14 protein-coding genes, 1 pseudogene and 1 riboswitch are annotated in these 20543 nt (G+C 51.5%); of the genes and pseudogenes, 9 read left to right on the top strand and 6 right to left on the bottom strand.

All coding sequences use genetic code 11. The features are described 5' to 3' along the window. Nucleotides 1-14: 14 nt before the first annotated feature. The 5 genes from ilvN to BZJ21_RS04590 form a co-directional block, all read right to left on the bottom strand. The gene (ilvN, locus tag BZJ21_RS04610) at nt 15-512 is read right to left on the bottom strand and encodes an acetolactate synthase small subunit (protein ID WP_021023377.1); all 498 of its coding nucleotides are present in this window, start codon (nt 510-512) and stop codon (nt 15-17) included. Next, entirely contained in the window at nt 512-2230 is a 1719-nt protein-coding gene (locus BZJ21_RS04605; RefSeq protein ID WP_077669232.1) for an acetolactate synthase 3 large subunit, read from the bottom strand. Before BZJ21_RS04605 ends, ilvN begins: the two co-directional genes overlap by 1 nt. Nucleotides 2231-2629: 399 nt before the next feature. Beyond that, a complete protein-coding gene (locus tag BZJ21_RS04600) occupies nt 2630-4417 on the bottom strand; it encodes an AMP-dependent synthetase/ligase (RefSeq protein WP_101494548.1) in 1788 nt (595 codons plus the stop codon). 177 nt (nt 4418-4594) lie between these two features. Then, nucleotides 4595-5722, bottom strand: coding sequence for an MJ1255/VC2487 family glycosyltransferase (locus BZJ21_RS04595; protein WP_077669230.1), 1128 nt, complete (start codon nt 5720-5722; stop codon nt 4595-4597). Beyond that, nucleotides 5719-6258 carry a phosphatase PAP2 family protein gene (locus BZJ21_RS04590; RefSeq protein WP_077459952.1) on the bottom strand — a complete coding sequence of 180 codons (540 nt, stop codon included), beginning with the start codon at nt 6256-6258 and terminating at the stop codon, nt 5719-5721. Before BZJ21_RS04590 ends, BZJ21_RS04595 begins: the two co-directional genes overlap by 4 nt. 529 nt (nt 6259-6787) lie before the next feature. On the opposite strand from BZJ21_RS04590, the gene leuA reads away from it, so the two are divergent. The 8 genes and pseudogenes from leuA to thiQ all read left to right on the top strand — a co-directional run bounded on the left by leuA (nt 6788) and on the right by thiQ (nt 15905). Continuing rightward, nucleotides 6788-8350 (top strand): 2-isopropylmalate synthase, encoded by a 1563-nt coding sequence (gene leuA, locus BZJ21_RS04585; RefSeq protein WP_077669229.1) that lies wholly within the window; start codon nt 6788-6790, stop codon nt 8348-8350. Between the two features lie 2 nt (nt 8351-8352). Continuing rightward, on the top strand, nt 8353-9444 hold the full coding sequence (gene leuB, locus BZJ21_RS04580; protein ID WP_077669228.1) for a 3-isopropylmalate dehydrogenase: 1092 nt from the start codon (nt 8353-8355) through the stop codon (nt 9442-9444). 24 nt (nt 9445-9468) lie between these two features. Then, nucleotides 9469-10890: a 3-isopropylmalate dehydratase large subunit gene (gene leuC / locus BZJ21_RS04575; protein WP_077660508.1), complete on the top strand. Its 1422-nt coding sequence runs from the start codon at nt 9469-9471 to the stop codon at nt 10888-10890. Nucleotides 10891-10899: 9 nt separating this feature from the next. Further along, nucleotides 10900-11493 (top strand): annotated as a pseudogene (gene leuD, locus BZJ21_RS04570) (3-isopropylmalate dehydratase small subunit); the annotation flags it as partial. A 154-nt stretch (nt 11494-11647) separates the two neighbouring features. Next, a complete protein-coding gene (locus BZJ21_RS04565; RefSeq protein WP_077669226.1) occupies nt 11648-12439 on the top strand; it encodes a DUF547 domain-containing protein in 792 nt (263 codons plus the stop codon). 38 nt (nt 12440-12477) lie between these two features. Further along, nucleotides 12478-12579, top strand: a riboswitch (TPP riboswitch). 52 nt (nt 12580-12631) lie between these two features. Beyond that, complete coding sequence (thiB, locus tag BZJ21_RS04560; protein WP_077660566.1) at nt 12632-13618, top strand: thiamine ABC transporter substrate binding subunit; 987 nt, start codon at nt 12632-12634, stop codon at nt 13616-13618. A 5-nt stretch (nt 13619-13623) separates the two neighbouring features. Continuing rightward, nucleotides 13624-15213: a thiamine/thiamine pyrophosphate ABC transporter permease gene (thiP, locus tag BZJ21_RS04555; protein ID WP_077669225.1), complete on the top strand. Its 1590-nt coding sequence runs from the start codon at nt 13624-13626 to the stop codon at nt 15211-15213. Then, on the top strand, nt 15207-15905 hold the full coding sequence (gene thiQ, locus BZJ21_RS04550) for a thiamine ABC transporter ATP-binding protein (protein ID WP_021023364.1): 699 nt from the start codon (nt 15207-15209) through the stop codon (nt 15903-15905). Before thiP ends, thiQ begins: the two co-directional genes overlap by 7 nt. A 38-nt stretch (nt 15906-15943) precedes the next feature. On the opposite strand, the gene BZJ21_RS04545 is transcribed toward thiQ, so the two are convergent. Continuing rightward, nucleotides 15944-17317 carry a PhoH family protein gene (locus BZJ21_RS04545; protein ID WP_021023363.1) on the bottom strand — a complete coding sequence of 458 codons (1374 nt, stop codon included), beginning with the start codon at nt 17315-17317 and terminating at the stop codon, nt 15944-15946. A 315-nt stretch (nt 17318-17632) separates the two neighbouring features. On the opposite strand from BZJ21_RS04545, the gene rapA reads away from it, so the two are divergent. Then, the gene (gene rapA, locus BZJ21_RS04540) at nt 17633-20542 is read left to right on the top strand and encodes an RNA polymerase-associated protein RapA (RefSeq protein WP_077669224.1); all 2910 of its coding nucleotides are present in this window, start codon (nt 17633-17635) and stop codon (nt 20540-20542) included. Nucleotide 20543 lies beyond the last annotated feature (1 nt).

The raw sequence follows: 20543 nt of genomic DNA, 5'->3' as shown, positions 1-20543 counted from the left end.
ACCAGTTGCTTTATTTACTGGCGCAGCGCTCGCTCGCCACGTGCAATGCCCACTACGCCACTGCGTGCAACTTCAATAATCTCGGTAATCTCACCGACCGCGCGAATAAAGGCATCCAGTTTGTCACTGTCACCGGTCAGCTGCACGGTATACAGCGAGTTCGTGACATCGACAATCTGACCACGGAAAATATCGGCGGTGCGTTTTACCTCCGCGCGGGCAAAGCCGCTGGCTTTTACTTTCACCAACGCCAGTTCACGCTCAATGTGATCGCTTTCGGTGACATTGCTCACTTTCAGCACATCAATCAGCTTATGCAGGTGCTTTTCGATTTGCTCGCGGTCCGCGTCGCTGACCACCGAGGTGGTGATATTCAAGCGCGACAAGGTCGCATCATCGGTGGGTGACACCGTCAGTGATTCAATGTTGTAGCCACGCTGAGAGAATAACCCCACAACCCGCGACAAGGCACCTGGTTCGTTTTCCATTAAAACCGATACAATACTGCGCATTAGGTTCTCTCCGTTTTGCTCAACCACATTTCATTCATCGCCCCACCGCGTACCTGCATTGGATATACATGCTCGGTTTCATCAACATGGATATCGACAAACACCAAACGATCTTTCATTGCCAGCGCCTTTTCTAGGCCGGCTTCCAGCTCGGACGGATGACTAATACGCATTCCCACGTGACCATAGGCCTCAGTGATCGCGGCAAAATCTGGTACCGAGTCCATATAAGAGTGCGAGTGACGGCCTTGATAAATCATGTCCTGCCATTGTTTGACCATCCCGAGGAAGCGGTTATTGAGGTTCACAATCACCACCGGAATATCATATTGCAACGCGGTGGAGAGCTCCTGAATGTTCATCTGAATACTGCCATCACCGGTGACACACACCACCTGCGCGTCCGGTAGCGCAAACTTGACCCCCATGGCGGCGGGAAGCCCAAAGCCCATGGTGCCTAAGCCACCCGAGTTAATCCATCGACGTGGCTTATCAAACGGATAATAAAGTGCGGCAAACATTTGATGCTGGCCGACATCCGAGGTCACATAGGCATCACCATGAGTGAGGCGGTACAGGGTTTCAATCACCTGCTGCGGTTTAATCCGTTCAGGATCAGCGACATATTGCAAACATTGGCGCTCACGCCAAATCTGAATATTGTGCCACCAGGTGCTGATCGCATCGCTGTCGTTGCTGCCTCCCTGCTCCACCAGCAATTTGAGCATGCTACTGAGCACAGCATCGGCAGAGCCGACAATAGGAATATCGGCCGAGACAGTTTTGGAAATGGTCGAGGGATCCACATCAATGTGCATGATGGTGGCATCGGGACAGTACTTTTCGAGGTTATTGGTGGTGCGATCGTCAAACCGGACACCAATACCAAAAATCAGATCGGCTTGGTGCATCGCCATGTTGGCTTCGTAGGTACCATGCATGCCCAGCATACCCAGCGAATGTTCATGGGTGCCGGGAAAGGCCCCCAGCCCCATCAGGGTGCTGACCACCGGGATGTTCAAGCTTTCTGATAGCTGGCGGATTTGTTCGCCGCAATCGGCCATGATAGAGCCACCGCCGACATACAGCACCGGCTTTTTCGCCGCCAGTAGTGCTTTTAGTCCGCGCTTAATCTGCCCTTTATGGCCGGTTGTTGTCGGGTTGTAGGAGCGCATGCGCACACTATCAGGATACTGATACGGATGCTTTTTAGCCGGATTAACCATGTCTTTGGGGATGTCCACCACCACAGGGCCGGGACGTCCAGTCGAGGCAAGATAAAAGGCTTTTTTAACAATATTGGGAATATCTTCAGCGCGCTGGACTAAAAAGCTGTGTTTCACCACAGGACGAGAAATCCCCACCATATCGCACTCTTGAAAGGCATCATTGCCAATCAAACTACTCATCACCTGCCCAGAAAAAACTACCATGGGAATTGAGTCCATGTAGGCGGTGGCGATACCGGTAATCGCATTGGTTGCGCCTGGGCCTGAAGTCACCAGCACCACGCCTACTTCACCGGTTGCGCGCGCGTAACCATCCGCCATATGCACGGCCGCTTGTTCGTGACGCACTAACACATGATCGATACCACTTTTTTCATGCAATGCGTCGTAAATATCCAGCACCGACCCGCCTGGATAGCCAAAAATATGTTTTACGCCTTGATCGATCATGGAACGCACGATCATCTCGGCACCAGATAACATTTCCACTCTACGCCTCCCTGTTTGCATAGTTAGGACTTACTTTTAGCCTAATCCAGCTCCTTACACTTGGATGTACTGGTGGTGTGATCACACGGACATCAAAACCAAATACTGGCGATAAGGTAGCGTTAGATTGTTCGTTGGCCCGCCTCGACAGAAACGACCTCCAATGTAACGTTTTATTTGCAAAACTGTCCATTGGCTAACCAGTATTTACATTTAATCACTAGATGTTGAGTGTATGTTGCTGGATTACGCTGATGAGAAGGGAGTAAATCGACAACATTCACTAAAAAAGCATCGGCTTGCGAGATTTGCTATTCCGATAAAAGGCGATAAAGAGGAGAAAAGGGATAAAAACAGCGTATGAGGAGGCTCACCAATGAGCCCCCTAGCTAGAAACCGTCAACGCTGGTACATGGCGTCGATATGATGCTGGTAACGCGACAGGATCACTTTACGACGCAACTTCATGGTTGGCGTAAGCTCACCACTGTGCATACAAAAGCCCTGTGGCAACAAGGTAAAGCGTTTGACTTGCTCAAATTTGGCCAATTCATGTTGCAAGCTCTGTAAACGCTTTTCAAACAAGGCCACCACATCAGAATGTTTTAACAGCTCTTTGCGATTTTGATATTCGATGTTAGCCGTTCGCGCCCACTCTTCTAAGGCATCAAAGCAAGGCACAATCAAGGCAGAGACAAAATGACGCGCCTCGGCCACCACCGCTATCTGATCGATAAAATGATCACGCACCAAAGCGCCTTCTACCCGCTGTGGTGCTATATACTTACCGCCTGACGTTTTCATCAGCTCTTTAATTCGGTCCGTGATAAATACATTGCCGTGAGCATCGAGATACCCCGCATCGCCGGTTTTCAAAAAACCATCCGCGGTAAAGGTGGCCGCCGTCGCATCGGGCTGATTGAAGTAGCCACGCATCACCATCGGCCCACGCACTTGAATTTCATTATCCTCACCGATGCGCAATTGGGCGCCGGGCATCGGAGAACCAATCGACTGGGGGTCAAAGCAGGTATCATCCCAACAAGACACGGTGGCCGTGGTTTCGGTCATGCCATAACCGAGCTTCACGTTAATACCGATTGCATGGAAAAACGCGCCAATGTCAGGATCAAGACGCGCCCCACCGCATGGCATCAAGCGCATCTTGCCACCCAGCAACGCACGTAACTTACTGAGCACCAGCTTGTCGGCCAACACCAATTGCCATTGCTGACGCCGCGACAGTGATTGGCCTGCGCGTAACTGACTGGCATGACGCTCGCCTTGGCGCAGGGCCCAACGGAATAAATGGGGTTTAACGCCGGTGGCTCGACTGAGTTTGTCGTGAATAGCTCCATGGATTTTTTCGTAAAAGCGCGGTACGGCCGACATCACTGTTGGCTGAACCGACGCCAATGCCGATCGCACCTTTTGCGGGTCTGAGAGATAGGCATTGACCGCCCCACGATGTAAGACGTAATAGCTCCAGGCGCGCTCAAAGACATGTGATAAGGGCAGAAACGCCAAAGAGACGTCATGCGGTTCAATGGCGAGCACCTGATCATGTACATCAAGCTGCGCCGCGACGTTGGCATAATCGAGCATGACCCCTTTGGGCTCCCCAGTAGTGCCTGAGGTATAAATCAAGGTGATCAGATCGTCCATGCAGCGTGCGTCAATGCGCGTCTCTAATTCGGCTTGATAGCCACGATCGTCTTGCAATAACCAACTCGCCCAATCCCACACTTTAGGGTGTGCTGGCACCGGCGTCTCTTGGCTTAACGCCACCACACCTTTGATGTTTGGGCATTGCTCCAACGCCGCTACCGCCATTTCCAATTGATCGTCACCCGCGAAAATCCATTGCACATCGGCATCGTTAATAATGTATGCCGCTTGCTGGGCCGTGCTGGTCGCGTAAATCGGCACCGGCACAGCGCGAATTTGCAGTGCGGCATAATCTAACATTGCCCACTTTTCACTGTTTGGCGCGAAGATAGCGACGGTTTGCTGAACCTGACAGCCGGCTTTGAGTAAACAGCGAGACAGTTGATCAACACGCTCGCCGAGTTGACGCCAGCTAATACTTGTCCACTGGTTGTGTTGCTGGAAGCGAATCGCTTCTCGCTGATGCTGAGTGCGAATTTGCTCACGAAGGCGGGTAACAATATGGTATTGGGTGTTCACTATGCTTCTCTTGGGCTCACCTTTAGGCGAACACTTGTACGCTCAAATAATAAAGCGAGTCTACTGACCGCTCGGGTAAAAACAAGCAAAATCGAGCGAATACTCTAGTGAAAATGTAAAAACGTGATTCAGCGGCGTTGAGGCGTTAATCAGTCACCTTGTGCATAACGGATCCTATTAACGGTTCAACCGCTGTAACCTCAATCGGTTCGGCTCAACGCGTGTTGATAAGCGGTTGAAGTCTAAGATCGACTCTTCGACTGTTTCCGGATAATCAACCTGAGCCCACAAATGGTGAAATAGGCTGCGCGTCTGGCCCAACTCACCTTTGACTAGCCATTCCGCCAGAGCTTTAGCAACATCTGGGTATGCAATCGCGCCCACTGCAGGTGTCTGTAGCCATTCTCGGACAGCACGCGCATCCAAGCTATTCATAGTGTGCGCCAAGCCAAGCTGGGCGAGTGTCGCGACATTACTTAACTGCTCAAACTGACCAGACAGTGGTTTTAATAACAGTTTTTTACCCAACGTCAGCGCTTCAGACGGAAGTTCAAAGCCCCCATTCGCTATTACCCCCTGGCACTGATGTAGCGCCGAGTGAAAGCTTTCTTTGCCCAGCGGCATAAGCGTAAGGTTTTCTCGCTGCTCGAGCGCGCTTACCTCGGGGTGAAAGCAGACAAAAGGCTGGCTAAAGCGCAACAACAACTCACTGACCGCAGATAAAGATTCAAAGGGTAAATAGACCAGTACCGCCTTTTCTGCAACGAGCGACACCGTTGTTGCATTCGGCAGGCTGGTATCAATAATCGGAGGTAAAATCGCTTGGTTAAAGTGATACCAATGCAGGCCAATGGCATAGTCGGTTGGCGCAAAGTGGCGCATAATCAGACGATTAATCCAAGTTTCCCCGTGTTTGGGCACCGCGTGAGAAAACGCCGCTTGGTGACTGATGGCCACCGAGGGTATTCCTTGTTGGCGCGCCGCCCACGCACTGATGGGTTCAAAATCAGAGATGACCTTATCGTAGCCTGATACATCAAGCTGGCGAATATCCCGTCGCAGCTGCGCCAAGTGATTGTGTCTCGCCGTGGCCAACATATCAATTTTACCATCACGGCTCACAAAGCTCATCCCGGTAAAGGTCCGATAGTCACCGAATGGCGTCATATCAAAATAGTGCTCTGCCGGCCGACCAGAAAAAATAAAATCAACCTCGACATCGTACTCTGCCAAAGCACGCGCCATCGCTCGGGCTCGCGATATATGGCCGTTACCGGTTCCTTGAACACCGTATAAAAGCTTCATGAAAGACCTGCCATTCCGTAAAGATCCGCGGTGATGCTGTGCGCCAAGTTGGCACACATTATCCCTAATCCTGCGCCCACAATAATGTCGGTCACAAAATGCACACCCAGTAACACCCGAGAAATGCCAATCAAGCTCGCCCAAATAAATACAAACAGCGTGAGCGATGGGAAAAAGATGCTCAGCAAAGAGGCCATTAAAAAGGCACCTGCGGTGTGGCCTGATGGCATACTGTATAGGTCAGACGGCGTGATAAAGGCGGGTAGCTGCGAAGGACGTGTGCGCCGGAAACTGCGTTTTAATACCCAGTAAATTGGCAGCTCAATGGCAAATGCAGTGAGCCCCGTGAGTAAAAACCAGAGCCCCACCGCTTCTTGCAGCCACCAAGCAGCTAACCCCACCACGATATAAAGAGGCCCATCGCCCGAGTGGGAAACGGCACGGGCCACTTTGGCGGTGTCAGCGCTAAAGCGATGCGATAGGCAAAGTGTCGATACCGAGTGGTCAAAGCGTTGAATCGCAGCAAAGCGTCTCATGGTATCTCCCAATACAGCGAGCTGATGATTAAACATTAGCCAGCCGGTGTGACAGGTCGGTGACGTTATTGGGACATCTCAATGAATTTACTCTGCCCCGTTGCCGCTAAAGATCAGCTGTATTGGCGTAATTAAAATAATGCAGGGTGGACAAAGCCGCCCCAGACCACAGCACAAAAGTCTAACTTTTAGTGTAAAAAGCAGTTTAATTAACCGGTTTCTCGCCTTTGTATTGCGCAGAAAACGGGTTTTGTTTTTTTCAGATTGACGCTTTCCCCATCGCTCTGTTATTTCTGGTAACAGAATATTTACTGACGGACATCAGCATGACACTGTTTCACCTGCGCCTCATTCTCCTCCTTATCGTGACCCAGTCGCGCGGGTAGGTTTTGGGCAGAAAACAGTGAATGCCAAATCTCAAAAACCCGCGCCAGACGCGGGTTTTTTTGTATCTAATGTCGCCAAAATAAAACATATCGCCAATTAAAGAGCCATGACGGCGGCCAGCAAACACAACAGGGAGTTACTCATGAGCGAGAACAGCCAAGTCATTCTGTTTGACACCACATTACGTGACGGCGAACAAGCGTTGTCAGCAAGCTTAACGGTCAAAGAGAAACTGCAAATCGCGCAAGCTTTGGATCGTTTGAAAATAGACATCATTGAAGCTGGCTTTCCTGTGTCCTCTCCGGGCGACTTTGAGTCCGTACGTACCATTGCTCAGCATATGCAGCATGCCCGTGTCTGTGCTTTGTCTCGCGCTGTTCCTAAAGACATTGATGTGGCAGCGGAATCGCTCAAAGCCGCCGATGCTTTTCGTATCCACACCTTTTTGTCCACCTCTACCATTCATGTCAAAGACAAGCTTCGCCGCAGCTACGATGACGTAGTAGAAATGGGCGTGCGTGCAGTCAAACATGCGCGCCAGTATACGGATGATGTGGAGTTTTCCTGCGAAGATGCCGGACGCACCCCGATTGATAATTTATGCCGCATGGTCGAAGCGGCAATTGATGCTGGCGCCACCACGGTCAATATCCCAGATACAGTCGGCTATACGGTCCCCAGTGAGTTTGGCGATATCATTGCCAACCTGTTCAACCGCGTACCCAATATCGACAAAGCGGTGATTTCTGTTCATTGCCATGATGACTTGGGGATGTCGGTCGCCAACTCTATTGCCGCTGTACAGGCCGGCGCCCGCCAAGTCGAAGGCACGATTAATGGCATCGGCGAGCGCGCCGGTAACTGTGCGCTGGAAGAAATTGCAATGATCTTAAAAACCCGCGCTGACTTGTTAGGCGTGGAGACAGGCTTAAACCATACTGAAATCGCCCGCACCAGTAAGCTGGTTAGCCAACTTTGCAACATGCCAATCCAGCCCAACAAAGCCGTGGTCGGTACCAATGCCTTTAGCCACTCTTCTGGCATTCACCAAGATGGCATGCTGAAAAACAAAAATACCTACGAAATCATGACGCCAGAGTCGATTGGATTGGGTAAAAAATCATTGAATCTCACCAGTCGCTCCGGCCGCGCGGCGGTGAAAAGCCATATGGATAACCTTGGCTACGACGAGCAAGACTATGATTTGGAGACCTTGTATCAATCATTCTTGCAATTAGCAGATCGTAAAGGCCAGGTGTTCGATTACGACTTAGAAGCTTTAATGTTCTTCAACAACCTCAAAGAAGAGGACGATTTTTATAAGCTCAATTATTTAGGCGTGCAATCGGGCAGCTTAATGGCGACCACCAGCATCAAGTTGCAATGTGGCGATGAAGAAAAACGCGAAGCGGCGATTGGAAACGGTCCCGTCGACGCCTTGTACCAGTGCATATATCGGATCACCGGCTATGACATTGAGCTGGATAAATTCGATCTGACCGCCAAAGGAGAAGGGGAAGATGGCCTCGGCCAAGCCGATATCATTGCCAACTACAAAGGCCGTAAATATCACGGCACCGGGGTATCAACCGATATTATCGAGGCCTCCGGCGAAGCTTTATTAAACGTGATCAATGCTATTTATCGCGCCAACAAAATTGCGCAGATTAAGGAACAATCCCATTTAAAACAGGAGACAGTATAAACATGGCTAGCGCACACCAAATTGCAATTTTACCCGGCGACGGTATCGGCCCCGAAGTGATGGCGCAAGCCGAAAAAGTGCTTGATGCGGTTAGCGAGCGATTCGCTGTCACCTTTGAGCGTCAGCATTATCCGGTTGGCGGTGCTGCAATCGACGCCCATGGCTCGCCGCTGCCCGCACACACCTTGGCTGGCTGTGAAAAAGCCGATGCGATTTTATTCGGCTCAGTCGGCGGCCCTAAATGGGAGCATTTACCCGCGACCGAACAACCGGAGCGCGGTGCTTTACTGCCGCTACGCAAGCACTTTGGTCTGTTTTGTAATTTGCGTCCGGCACAAGTCCATACTGGTCTCGAAAGCTTTTGTCCGCTGCGCGCCGATATTGCCGACCAAGGTTTTAATATCGTGGTGGTACGAGAGCTGACCGGCGGGATTTATTTTGGTGAGCCCAAAGGGCGCGAAGGCGAAGGGCGCGAGGAAAAGGCGTTTGATACGGAAGTCTATCATCGCTATGAAATTGAGCGCATCGCACACATCGCCTTTCAATCCGCCCAGCTTCGCCACAAACAAGTGTGCTCAATCGACAAAGCCAATGTGCTGCAAAGCTCGATGCTGTGGCGCGAGGTGGTAGAAGCGGTGGCAAAAGATTATCCGGATGTCAGCTTAAGCCATATGTATATCGACAACGCTACCATGCAGCTGATTAAAGACCCGTCGCAATTTGATGTGATGCTGTGTTCAAATATTTTCGGCGACATCATCTCCGATGAGTGCGCGATGATCACAGGCTCTATGGGTATGCTGCCCTCAGCCAGTTTGAACGCGAGTAAATTTGGCTTGTATGAGCCAGCCGGTGGCTCCGCGCCCGATATCGCCGGACAAAACATTGCTAATCCAGTGGCGCAGATTTTATCGGCGGCACTTATGCTGCGTTACTCGTTGGGCGAAGAAAACGCGGCCTGTGCAATTGAACATGCAGTGAGCCAAGCGCTGGCAGCCGGTGAACTGACGGCCGATCTGGCCGGTAACCATCCAGCACTGAGCACCGAGCAGATGGGCGATCGTATCGCCGCCTATATCCGCCAAGGCGCATAATCATTACCCGTAAGGATACGAGCTATGTCGAATGCAAACACCCAGCAAGGCGCCAAGACCTTGTACGAAAAAATTCACCAGTCTCACGTGGTCACTGAGCAACCAGGCGAAGCGCCGCTGCTGTATATCGACCGTCACTTGGTGCATGAGGTGACCTCGCCACAAGCGTTTGACGGCCTGAGAGAGAAAGGCCGTCCGGTGCGCCAAGTGAGCAAAACCTTCGCCACCATGGATCACAATGTTTCCACCGAAACCAAAGATATTAACGCGTCAGGGGAAATGGCGCGCATCCAAATGGAAACCTTGGCTAAAAACTGCGAAGAATTTGGCGTCACCCTGTACGACTTGAATCACCCCTACCAAGGCATTGTCCATGTGATGGGGCCCGAGTTAGGGATTACTTTGCCTGGCAATACCATCGTCTGTGGTGATTCTCATACGGCAACTCACGGTGCTTTTGGTGCACTGGCCTTTGGTATTGGTACCTCCGAAGTCGAACACGTACTGGCCACCCAAACGCTCAAGCAATCCCGCGCCCGCACGATGAAAATTGAAGTCACGGGCAAAACCGCCCCCGGGATCACCGCCAAAGACATTGTCCTAGCGATTATCGGCCAAGTCGGTCATGCCGGCGGCACCGGACACGTGGTGGAATTTTGCGGTGACGCCATTACCGACTTGTCCATGGAAGGGCGAATGACGGTCTGCAACATGGCGATCGAATTGGGCGCAAAAGCGGGCCTGATCGCCCCCGATGAGACCACATTTGCCTATTTAAAAGACAAGAAATTTGCCCCTAAAGGTGAACAATGGCAGCAAGCGGTCGATTTTTGGCAAACCTTGCACTCGGATGCCGATGCGCAATTTGATCGTGTCGTGACACTCGATGGCAGTCAAATTCATCATCAGGTCACCTGGGGGACCAACCCCGGCCAAGTGGTTAGTGTGCACGATAGCGTGCCGGCCCCTGAGCACATGGCAGATCCGATCGCGCGCCACTCGGCGGAACGCGCACTGAAATACATGGGGCTAACCGCAGGCCAAGCCATAACAGATATCCAAATTGATAAAGTCTTTATTGGCTCATGCACCAACTCTCGAATTGAGGACATGCGCGCAGCCGCGGCGGTCGCCAAAGGTCGACACGTCGCAGATAGCGTCCATGCCATGGTGGTGCCAGGCTCAGAGCAAGTGCGTGCCCAAGCAGAGCAAGAAGGGCTGGATGTGATTTTCCGCGAGGCGGGCTTTGAGTGGCGCTTACCCGGCTGCTCAATGTGCTTGGCGATGAACAACGATCGCTTAGGCCCCAAAGAGCGCTGTGCATCGACCAGCAACCGTAACTTTGAAGGCCGCCAAGGCCGTGAAGGCCGTACCCACTTGGTCAGCCCAGCCATGGCCGCTGCCGCCGCCATTGCCGGTCACTTTGTTGACGTTAACCAATTATAAGGAGGCCTTATGTCAGGCATACACACTCATACCGGCATTGTTGCCCCATTGGATGCGGCAAACGTCGACACCGATGCGATCATCCCCAAACAGTTTTTGCAAAAAGTCACCCGCACCGGATTCGGCCAGCACCTGTTTCACGATTGGCGCTTTTTAGACGATGCGGGCAAACAGCCGAACCCCGAGTTTGTGCTCAATCAAGCGCGCTACCAAGGGGCGAGCGTGTTACTCACCCGCGAAAACTTTGGCTGTGGCTCGTCACGCGAACATGCTCCTTGGGCGCTGGATGATTACGGTTTTAAAGTGATTATCGCCCCCAGTTTTGCCGATATTTTCTATGGCAACTGCATTAATAACCAAATGGTGCCGGTGACCCTTGAAGAAGGCCAAATCGATGCTTTATTTACGTATGTGGCCGAAAATGAAGGTGCGACGGTAACGCTAGATTTGCCCGCCCAAACCATCCGTGCCGGTGAACACTGCTTTAGCTTCCAGATGGATGATTTTCGCCATCATTGCTTACTCGAAGGTTTGGATAGTATCGGGCTGACGTTACAGCACGAAGCGGAAATTTCGCGCTTTGAGCAGCAAATACCTGATTTTTTTGGTGTAATACCATCCACTCATCTCTCGCCAATAAGTGCTGATTATTCCGCATTTATTGGCGTTCCTTCCCATTTTTCTATCCTCAATGAAACCAACCGCTGACTCGCTTGGTCTAGTCTCAAAGAAGGTTTGATCGCATTAAGGACTGACAATGCAAAAACATTTGATACTTCTGTTCGGGCTAGTGTTTCCGCTCATCAGTCAAGCCGCGCCCAAAGCGGACTACTGGGCAATGTGGGATGCACATAATCCTGACAGCCAAGCCACCTTCACGCATCACAGTTGGCAAGTATTACTCGATAAGTATTTACAGCCTCAGGGGCAGCACACCTTATTTAACTACGCAGCCGTCACCGAGGCCGATAAAGCGACCCTCGATCATTACATTGGCATGCTTACCAAGCGCGATCCGCGCACCCTGAGCAAAGACGAACAATATGCTTACTGGGTCAACCTTTACAATGCGGTCACGGTGACGCTGATTTTGGACGCCTATCCAGTCAGTTCTATCACCAAACTCGGTGGACTCTTTAGCTTTGGTCCGTGGGATGATGACGTAGTGACGGTGGCGGGCGAAGCCCTCACGCTCAATGATATCGAACACCGTATTTTGCGTCCGCTATGGCAAGATCCGCGTACCCACTATGCGGTCAATTGTGCCAGCCTTGGCTGTCCTAACCTGCAACCGCAAGCCTTTCAAGCCGACACCTTGGATGCGCAATTAGAACAAGCTGCCTACACCTTTATTAATAGTGATAAAGGCGTGAGTCAGCAGGGTAATCAGTGGCAGCTTTCTTCTATCTATGAGTGGTTTGAGACTGACTTTGGCGGCAGTGAACAAGGGGTGATCACCCATATCAATCAATATAGAGACATCAAGCTTCCCAAGGATGCACGCTTGGATTATGACTACGACTGGACGCTTAACCAACTCGCGGACTAAAAGGCTTGGTGAACACTAAGCCAATCAGTACAATAGCACCGTACTCATTGGGGAGCCTCATGGCTGAGATTGCGCGCGGCGCTAAACCCATCGAACCTGATCCAGCTAACACTGGCGTAGGGATTGAGACTTGATGTTGCCATCAACTTGCCTCAACACCCACGCCCAACTTAGGAGCGTGCTGTGAAAGTTATTACCTCTGTTCTCACTCTGGTTTCTTTATCGCTGTTATCACTCAGCGCCCGTGCCGCCGACCCTCTAACGGTCTATACCTATGATTCTTTTATCGCCGATTGGGGCGCAGGGCCAAAAATCAAAGCCGAATTTGAAAAACGCTGTGACTGCCAATTAGAGTTTGTGTCTCTTAGTGACGGTGCTGCTCTGCTTAATCGCTTACGTATCGAAGGCAATACTACCAAGGCTGATATTGTACTCGGTATGGATACTAACTTGATGAAAGAAGCTGAGCGCAGCGGCATTGTCGCCGAGCACGCGGTGAATACGGAGCGCCTACAGGTACCCGGCGGTTGGGATAATCCCTACTTTATCCCCTACGATTACGGCTACTTTGCCTTTGTGTATGACACCACGCGTTTGCTCGACCCACCCAAAAGCTTGAAGGCTTTGATTGAGGAGCGTGACGATATCAGTGTGATTTACCAAGATCCACGCGTGTCAACAGTTGGCCAAGGCTTGATGCTGTGGATCCAAAAAGTATACGGCGATCAAAGCCAGCAGGCATGGCGCGATCTTGCCGACAACACTATTACCGTGACCAAAGGCTGGACCGAAGCGTACAACATGTTCCTCAACAAAGAGGCAGATATGGTGCTTTCATACACCTCTTCGCCCGCCTATCACCTGGTCGCTGACGATGATGACCGCTTTGCCGCCGCCATGTTTGAAGAAGGCCATTATATGCAAATTGAAGTGGCGGCGAAGTCTGCTTATACCGACCAACCAGAACGCGCCGATGCGTTTCTACAATTTATGCTCAGTGACACAGCACAGTCTGTGATCCCAACCACGCAGTGGATGTACCCGGTCACCGATGTTAGCTTGCCTGACGCCTTCTATACGCTGAACAAACCAGAAGAGAGCCTGTTGTACCAGCCCGATGAAGTGATGGGTAACCGTCAGCAATGGGTGCGCGATTGGCAAACCGCTTTGGTTGAATAACGTCGATGCTCAACCCTTCTCGAACCTGGCCGGGCAGTCTCGCGGCCAGCTTGGTCGTGTTATTAATTGGCAGCGCACTCTGGGCGCTGTTCTTACACAGTCAAGACTTGAAGCTGTCCGCCCTGTGGCAAGATGCCTATCTGCGCCATGTCACGCTGTTTAGCTTTAAGCAGGCTACCTTATCTGTGGTGCTCAGCGTTGGGCTCGCCATTCCTGTGGCCCATGCGCTGGCTCGGCGACAATTTCCAGGGAAAGCTTGGCTACTCAAACTGTTTGCCATGACCCTGGTGCTGCCGGTATTGGTGGGCGTGTTTGGATTGGTTGCCATCTACGGCCGTAGCGGTTGGATTGCACAAGCCTTCGCGTACTTTGATGCTGCGATGCCATTTTCTCTCTATGGCTTAAGCGGCATTTTGCTTGCGCATGTTTTCTTTAACCTGCCTTTTTCGGCCCAATTGATGGTGCAGGCCTTGGAAGGGATCCCGGCGGATCAAAGGCGCCTGGCAACCCAGCTTGGTCTAAGAGGCTGGCAACGTTTTCGCCACCTTGAATGGCCTTATCTGCGGCAAAGTCTACCCCATGTCGTCGGACTGGTATTCATGTTGTGTTTCACCAGCTTCGCCACCGTGATGGCATTAGGCGGTGGCCCCAAAGCGACCACCATTGAATTGGCTATCTATCAAGCCATTCATTTTGATTTTGACTTACAAACCGGTGCCGCTCTGGCGCTGTGGCAAATGCTCTTGTGCGGCACCTTTGCTTTTATTGTGCAAACACTGACTCGGCCGATTGCCAACACCCCCAGCGAAGTGCAACCGCTTCCATCGGCACTCGATAGTCGCACGGCGAAGTGTTGGGACAGTCTCTGGATTGCGCTGACTTTATTGTTGGTTCTACCACCTCTCGGGGTTGTGATCGCGCGTGGCCTTAACCCTAGCGCGTTAATTGTGCTGAGCGACACGGCATTATGGCAAGCCACCATGCATTCACTGCTTATCGCTACCGGAGCAATCGTCTTGGCCTTCGTGTTGGCCACCTCTGTCATCTTAGCCAGTCGTCATTGGCGCTTGAACGGGCGTAAGAAACAAGCGAATGGCATTGAAACGTTAGGGGCGATGATTTTAGTGGTACCCAGTATTGTCCTCAGTACCGGGCTTTTTTTACTGTTTCGCCAGTTTAGCGATGTATTCAGCTTGGCGCTGTGGTTGGTGATGGCCGTGAACGCCCTGATGGCGTTGCCCTATTTAATAAAAGTACTGAGCGCGCCCGCCTATCAACTTGCCCAGTCCTATCACAATCTTTGCGCTACCTTGGGGCTAAAAGGTGTCAACCGTCTACGTCTTATCGAATGGCAGTGTTTACGCGCCCCGATCGCGCGCGGCGTGGCGGTGAGTTTTGTGTTATCGATGGGCGATCTTAGTGCGATCGCACTTTTTGGTAGCCAAAATTTTCAAACCCTGCCGCTCTATTTGTTTCGCTTGATGGGGAGCTACCAAATGGACGCAGGCGCTGCCGCTGCCATGCTATTACTGCTTACCAGTTTGGGTTGCTATGCCCTAATCACTCGTCTGATCCAATGGAGACACGCATGCTGACGCTTTCCAATGTCCACTATCGTTACCAGCAAGATTGGATGATCTTTGATGCCCAAATAGCCCCTGGAGAGATTGTGGCTGTGCTCGGGCCCAGCGGTGCAGGCAAAAGCACCTTATTATCACTGATTGCTGGGCTGATCGCGCCAGATAGTGGCGAGATCACCATTGATGGCAAGCCTGTCACCACGACGCCCGCCCACCAGCGGCCACTGTCTATCTTGTTTCAAGAGCACAACGTATTTACCCATTTGTCAGTATTCGACAACATGGCAATTGGCTTGTCTCCCTCGCTTAAACTCACGGCCACACAGCAAGAGGCCGTGCGCCATGCTGCACACGCAGTAGGGTTGACCGATTATTTATCTCGTCTACCCAGCCAACTATCGGGCGGCCAACGCCAACGCATCGCCTTGGGGAGAAGCATCGCACGCAACCAGCCTTTATTACTGCTCGATGAACCCTTTTCGGCACTTGATCCGGCGCTAAAACAAGACATGTTAGCCTTGGTCAAACGTACCGCTCAAGAACAAGGCACGACGGTGGTGATGGTCACTCACCATCCAGACGATGCACAAGCGATCGCCAATCAATTTATCTATCTCGATAATGGCCGAATCCAGCTTCACGATCCGGTTGATACGCTCAAAACACCGCCAGCCATCATGCGTGATTATATCGGTGTCACGGCGTAACCCCATCAGTGGCGGCATAGAGGCCGCCACCTTGATGGTTAAAGGTTCTCTTCGGCAAACTCAGCCAGCCGGCTTCGCACCACACCATTGAGGTACACACACGCACTGCCTTCAAAGTTTTTAAACCGCTCGACAATGTAAGTCAGTCCGGATGTTACAGGTGTCAAATAGGAAGAGTCGATTTGCGCTAAGTTCCCCGAGCACACTAACTTAGTCCCCTCCCCACAACGGGTGATAATGGTTTTAAGCTGAGAGGCGGTCAGGTTTTGGCACTCATCCAAAATCACAAACGCGTTTTGAATCGAGCGTCCGCGCATAAAGTTAATCGATTTAAACTGCAGATTCGCTTTTTCCATAATGTAGCGCATCGAACCGTCAGTGCATTCATCATTCATGTGTAACGCTTCGAGGGTATCGGTCACTGCGCCGAGCCATGGCAGCATTTTCTCTTCTTCTGTCCCGGGGAGAAAACCAATCGACTCGCCAATATCTGGCGTATTACGGGTAACGATAATCTTATCGTACATGCCCTTTTCTACCACTAACTCTAATGCCGCAGCCATGGCTAAAATCGTTTTCCCACAGCCTGCAGGCCCTGTCAGAATGGTTAGATCAATCGTGGGATCAAGCAACGCATCCATTGCCATGCCTTGGTAGATATTTTTCGGTTTAACATCCCAAGCAGCACGGTGCATTAATCGCTCTCGACTGAGATCTTTGATGATCGCTTTATCACCATCAATGGCTTGTACTCGTGCGGCGAAGTCGTCACTTTCATCCAATAAGTACTGGTTCACAAAAGGCGTTTCTAATAGCTCAGCCGGTAATGTGTGGCGTGTTTCGGAGCCATAGGCCTGGCTGTCGCATTGCCCCACTTTATCCCAAAAACTGCCCGCACATTGATGGAAGCCTTTGGTGAGCAACCGAACATCATCAATCAGTTGGTCGGTACGGTAATCCTCGACATACATCACCCCCGCCCCTTTGGCGCGCAGGCGCATATTGATATCTTTGGTCACCAGCACGACTTTGCGCGGTGAGCGTTTGGTTTGAAGGTATAACACCGCATTTAAAATGCGATTATCGCCCGCTTTATCGGCAAAGGCATGGACCGTTTCTTTAATCTCAAAATCAGCCAGAATGGAGACGGTACCCGTCGCATCGCCTTTACCAACCACAATACCCTCGCCAATTTCATCGGGTGTGGCTTCTTTAAAGATATCTTCCAAGGCACGAATCGCCACACGGGCATCCCGAGAGACATCACGCTTGCTATCTTTAATACGGTCAAGCTCTTCGAGGACGGTCATAGGAATCACGACATCGTGTTCTTGGAAGGAATAGATGGCGAAAGGTTCGTGGAGGAGAATGTTAGTGTCTAATACAAACAGCTTCCGGTCGGCGTCGCCCATAGGCACCTCCTGTGTCGGCAATTCACTGTCGATGACAGCGCTTAAAGTAAGCATAGACCTGGCCGTTGCGCATCGCCCAACTTGTTTGATTGTGCCAGTTCACGTTTTCATCTTTGCCGCGCGTTGATGACGTTTGTATGTCAAGACGATCTTTGCCGCGATTGATGGAGTTTCATCGTGACCCTCCTCACAAGTTCGAGTACTATTGGCGACCAATTTTTTCAGTGCCACACTGAATAACACACTATTTAATCGGGTTGCGTTTGCGCGGCACCGAGTCTTTCGACAATCGAGTTAATTCAGAGGTTTTCCCTTATGTCATTTGCGCTTGGACAACGTTGGATCAGTGATACGGAGCATGATCTTGGACTGGGCACTGTGGTGTCCGTTGATGGCCGTACCGTGACCCTAATGTTTCCTGCTAGTGATGAAACACGGCTGTACGCCAGCCATGATGCGCCCGTGACTCGGGTGATGTTCAACCCCGGCGATGAGGTAGAAAGTCACGAGGGCTGGACCATGACCGTCTCGCGCGTTGAAGAAAACGACGGGGTGTTGACCTATTACGGCTATCGCGAAGACACCGAGGAAGACGAAGTCTCGCTGCGTGAAATCTTACTCAGCCATCAGATCCGCTTTAACAAGCCGCAAGACAAACTCTTTGCCGGTCAACTTGACCGCATGGATCGTTTTGCGTTGCGTTATCGGGCGTTAACCAATCAGCATCAGCAGTTGCGTAGCCCTCTACGGGGGTTGACGGGGATGCGTGCTGGATTAATTCCTCATCAACTTTACATTGCCCATGAGGTGGGTCGTCGTCACGCACCGCGGGTTTTGCTCGCGGATGAAGTCGGCTTAGGGAAAACCATTGAAGCGGGCATGATCATTCACCAGCAAGTGCTTGCAGGCCAAGCCGAGCGGGTACTGATCGTGGTTCCAGAAACCTTGCAGCATCAGTGGTTGGTCGAGATGATGCGCCGCTTTAATCTGCACTTCTCTATTTTTGACGAAGAGCGCTGTGTCGAGGCCTTTGCTGACTCACCCAACCCATTTGATACCCAGCAACTGGTGTTATGTTCACTGGAGTTTTTACGCAAAAACCGGCGTCGCGTCGAGCAAGTCTGTGACACCCATTGGGACTTATTGGTGGTGGACGAAGCACACCATTTAACCTGGACACCAACGGCACCGAGCCGTGAATATCAGATTATCGAAAGCATTGCTGAGCATACCCCTGGGGTGTTGTTACTCACCGCGACCCCTGAGCAGTTAGGTCAGCAAAGTCATTTTGCGCGTTTACGCCTGCTCGACCCTGATCGTTTTTATGATTATGACGCCTTTGTTGAAGAAGCCGAACAATATGCCCCTGTCGCCGAGGCGGTTGAAGCGCTACTTGCCGATGCCCCGTTAAGTGATAATGCCCAACGTAGCATTCGGGCGCTATTGCAAAGTGACGAGCTTGATGAACGCTTCAGCGCTATTGATAGCGATGATGATGCAACCAAGCACACCGCTCGCCAACAGCTGATTGATGATTTAATGGATCGCCACGGTACCGGGCGCGTTTTGTTCCGTAACACGCGGGCTGCCATCAGTGGCTTCCCTAGCCGGCATCTGCACATGCACCCTATGGCGTTACCGAGCCAGTATCAAACTGCCATGCGGGTGGCGGGCATGATGGGACGCACAAGCTCGAGCGAACAAAAAGCGGTACAAAATCTTTATCCTGAAGATATTTATCAGCAGTTTGAGGGCGATAGTGCCAGCTGGTGGGGCTTTGACCCACGTATCGATTGGTTGCTGGATTATTTAAAAACCTACCGTCGCGACAAAGTACTGATCATTTGCTCACGCGCGCAAACCGCACTGACGCTTGAGCAGGCCTTGCGCGAGCGTGAGGGGATCCGTGGCACCGTGTTCCATGAAGGCATGTCGATTGTTGAGCGTGATAAAGCGGCAGCGTACTTTGCCCAAGAGGAAGGCGGGGCTCAAGTCTTGATTTGCTCTGAAATTGGCTCAGAAGGCCGGAACTTCCAGTTTGCCCATCAGCTGGTGATGTTCGACTTACCGATGAACCCCGACTTGCTCGAGCAGCGCATTGGTCGCCTTGATCGTATTGGTCAGCGTCAAGATATTGCCATTCACGTTCCTTACCTTGAAGGCACAGCGCAAACCATTTTAGCGCGTTGGTATCACGAAGGGCTTGATGCCTTTGAGGATACCTGCCCAACCGGCCGTGCGGTGTTTGAGCAGTATGGCGAGACATTGTTAACACTGTTAGCCAATAATCAACATGATGATGCGCTAAATACGCTCATTCACGATAGCGCCGCCATGAATCAACGCCTTAAAGCAGAAATGGAGCAAGGCCGCGATAAACTGCTCGAGATGCACTCACACGGCGGGGAGGCTGCCAAGCAGCTGGCGCAAACCATCGCCGATCAAGATGGCGATACGGGCCTTGTCACCTTCACGCTCGGTCTGTTTGATACCATCGGCGTTAATCAAGATGACAAAGGTGAAAACGCCATCGTGGTCAAGCCGTCGGAGCAGATGATGGTGCCCAGTTACCCTGGCCTACCAACGGATGGGTGCACACTGACCTTCGACCGCGATACGGCACTCAGTCGCGAAGATGTGCAGTTTGTCTCTTGGGAGCACCCGATCGTGCGTGGCGGTATCGACTTATTGCTGAGCGAAAACATCGGCACCACCGCGGTCTCTTTGCTCAAAAACAAAGCGCTGCCTGTGGGAACCCTGTTTGTTGAACTGATTTACACCATTGATGCACAAGCCCCTAAATCGTCGGGTATTCATCGCTTTTTACCGCAAACGCCGGTGCGGTTGCTTTTGGATGCGAACGGCAATGATCTCTCAGCCAACGTTGAGTTTGAATCGTTTCATCGCCAGCTCAGCCCGGTGAATCGTCATTTAGGCAGTAAAATGGTCAACTCGGTTCAAGCCCAAGTCCACCAGCTGATTGAGAAAAGCGAACCGCTGGCCCAAAAAGCCTTGTCTGAGATTCAAACGGCCGCCCACCAAGAGATGGACAGCGAGCTGAATCAGGCCTTAGCACGGCTCGATGCACTGAAAACGGTTAACCCCAATATTCGTGATGATGAGCTCGACGCACTACGCGATCAGATCAGTACCTTGTCGCATCATATTCAACACGCACAAGTCGATTTAGACGCCCTGCGTTTGATTGTGGTCAGCCACCAATAAT

The organism is Salinivibrio costicola subsp. alcaliphilus (assembly GCF_001996185.1).
Taxonomy (GTDB): Bacteria; Pseudomonadota; Gammaproteobacteria; order Enterobacterales; family Vibrionaceae; genus Salinivibrio; species Salinivibrio costicola.
The sequence above is the reverse complement of the archived record's forward strand: the minus strand, read 5'-3'. Positions and strand labels throughout refer to the sequence as shown.

Coding starts and splice junctions, on each gene's coding strand:
- BZJ21_RS04545 (WP_021023363.1), bottom strand. CDS start 17,317: ATGGGCGACGCCGACCGGAAGCTGTTTGTATTAGACACTAACATTCTC.
- BZJ21_RS04565 (WP_077669226.1), top strand. CDS start 11,648: ATGCAAAAACATTTGATACTTCTGTTCGGGCTAGTGTTTCCGCTCATC.
- BZJ21_RS04595 (WP_077669230.1), bottom strand. CDS start 5,722: ATGAAGCTTTTATACGGTGTTCAAGGAACCGGTAACGGCCATATATCG.
- leuB (WP_077669228.1), top strand. CDS start 8,353: ATGGCTAGCGCACACCAAATTGCAATTTTACCCGGCGACGGTATCGGC.
- thiP (WP_077669225.1), top strand. CDS start 13,624: ATGCTCAACCCTTCTCGAACCTGGCCGGGCAGTCTCGCGGCCAGCTTG.
- leuC (WP_077660508.1), top strand. CDS start 9,469: ATGTCGAATGCAAACACCCAGCAAGGCGCCAAGACCTTGTACGAAAAA.
- rapA (WP_077669224.1), top strand. CDS start 17,633: ATGTCATTTGCGCTTGGACAACGTTGGATCAGTGATACGGAGCATGAT.
- ilvN (WP_021023377.1), bottom strand. CDS start 512: ATGCGCAGTATTGTATCGGTTTTAATGGAAAACGAACCAGGTGCCTTG.
- leuA (WP_077669229.1), top strand. CDS start 6,788: ATGAGCGAGAACAGCCAAGTCATTCTGTTTGACACCACATTACGTGAC.
- thiQ (WP_021023364.1), top strand. CDS start 15,207: ATGCTGACGCTTTCCAATGTCCACTATCGTTACCAGCAAGATTGGATG.
- BZJ21_RS04590 (WP_077459952.1), bottom strand. CDS start 6,258: ATGAGACGCTTTGCTGCGATTCAACGCTTTGACCACTCGGTATCGACA.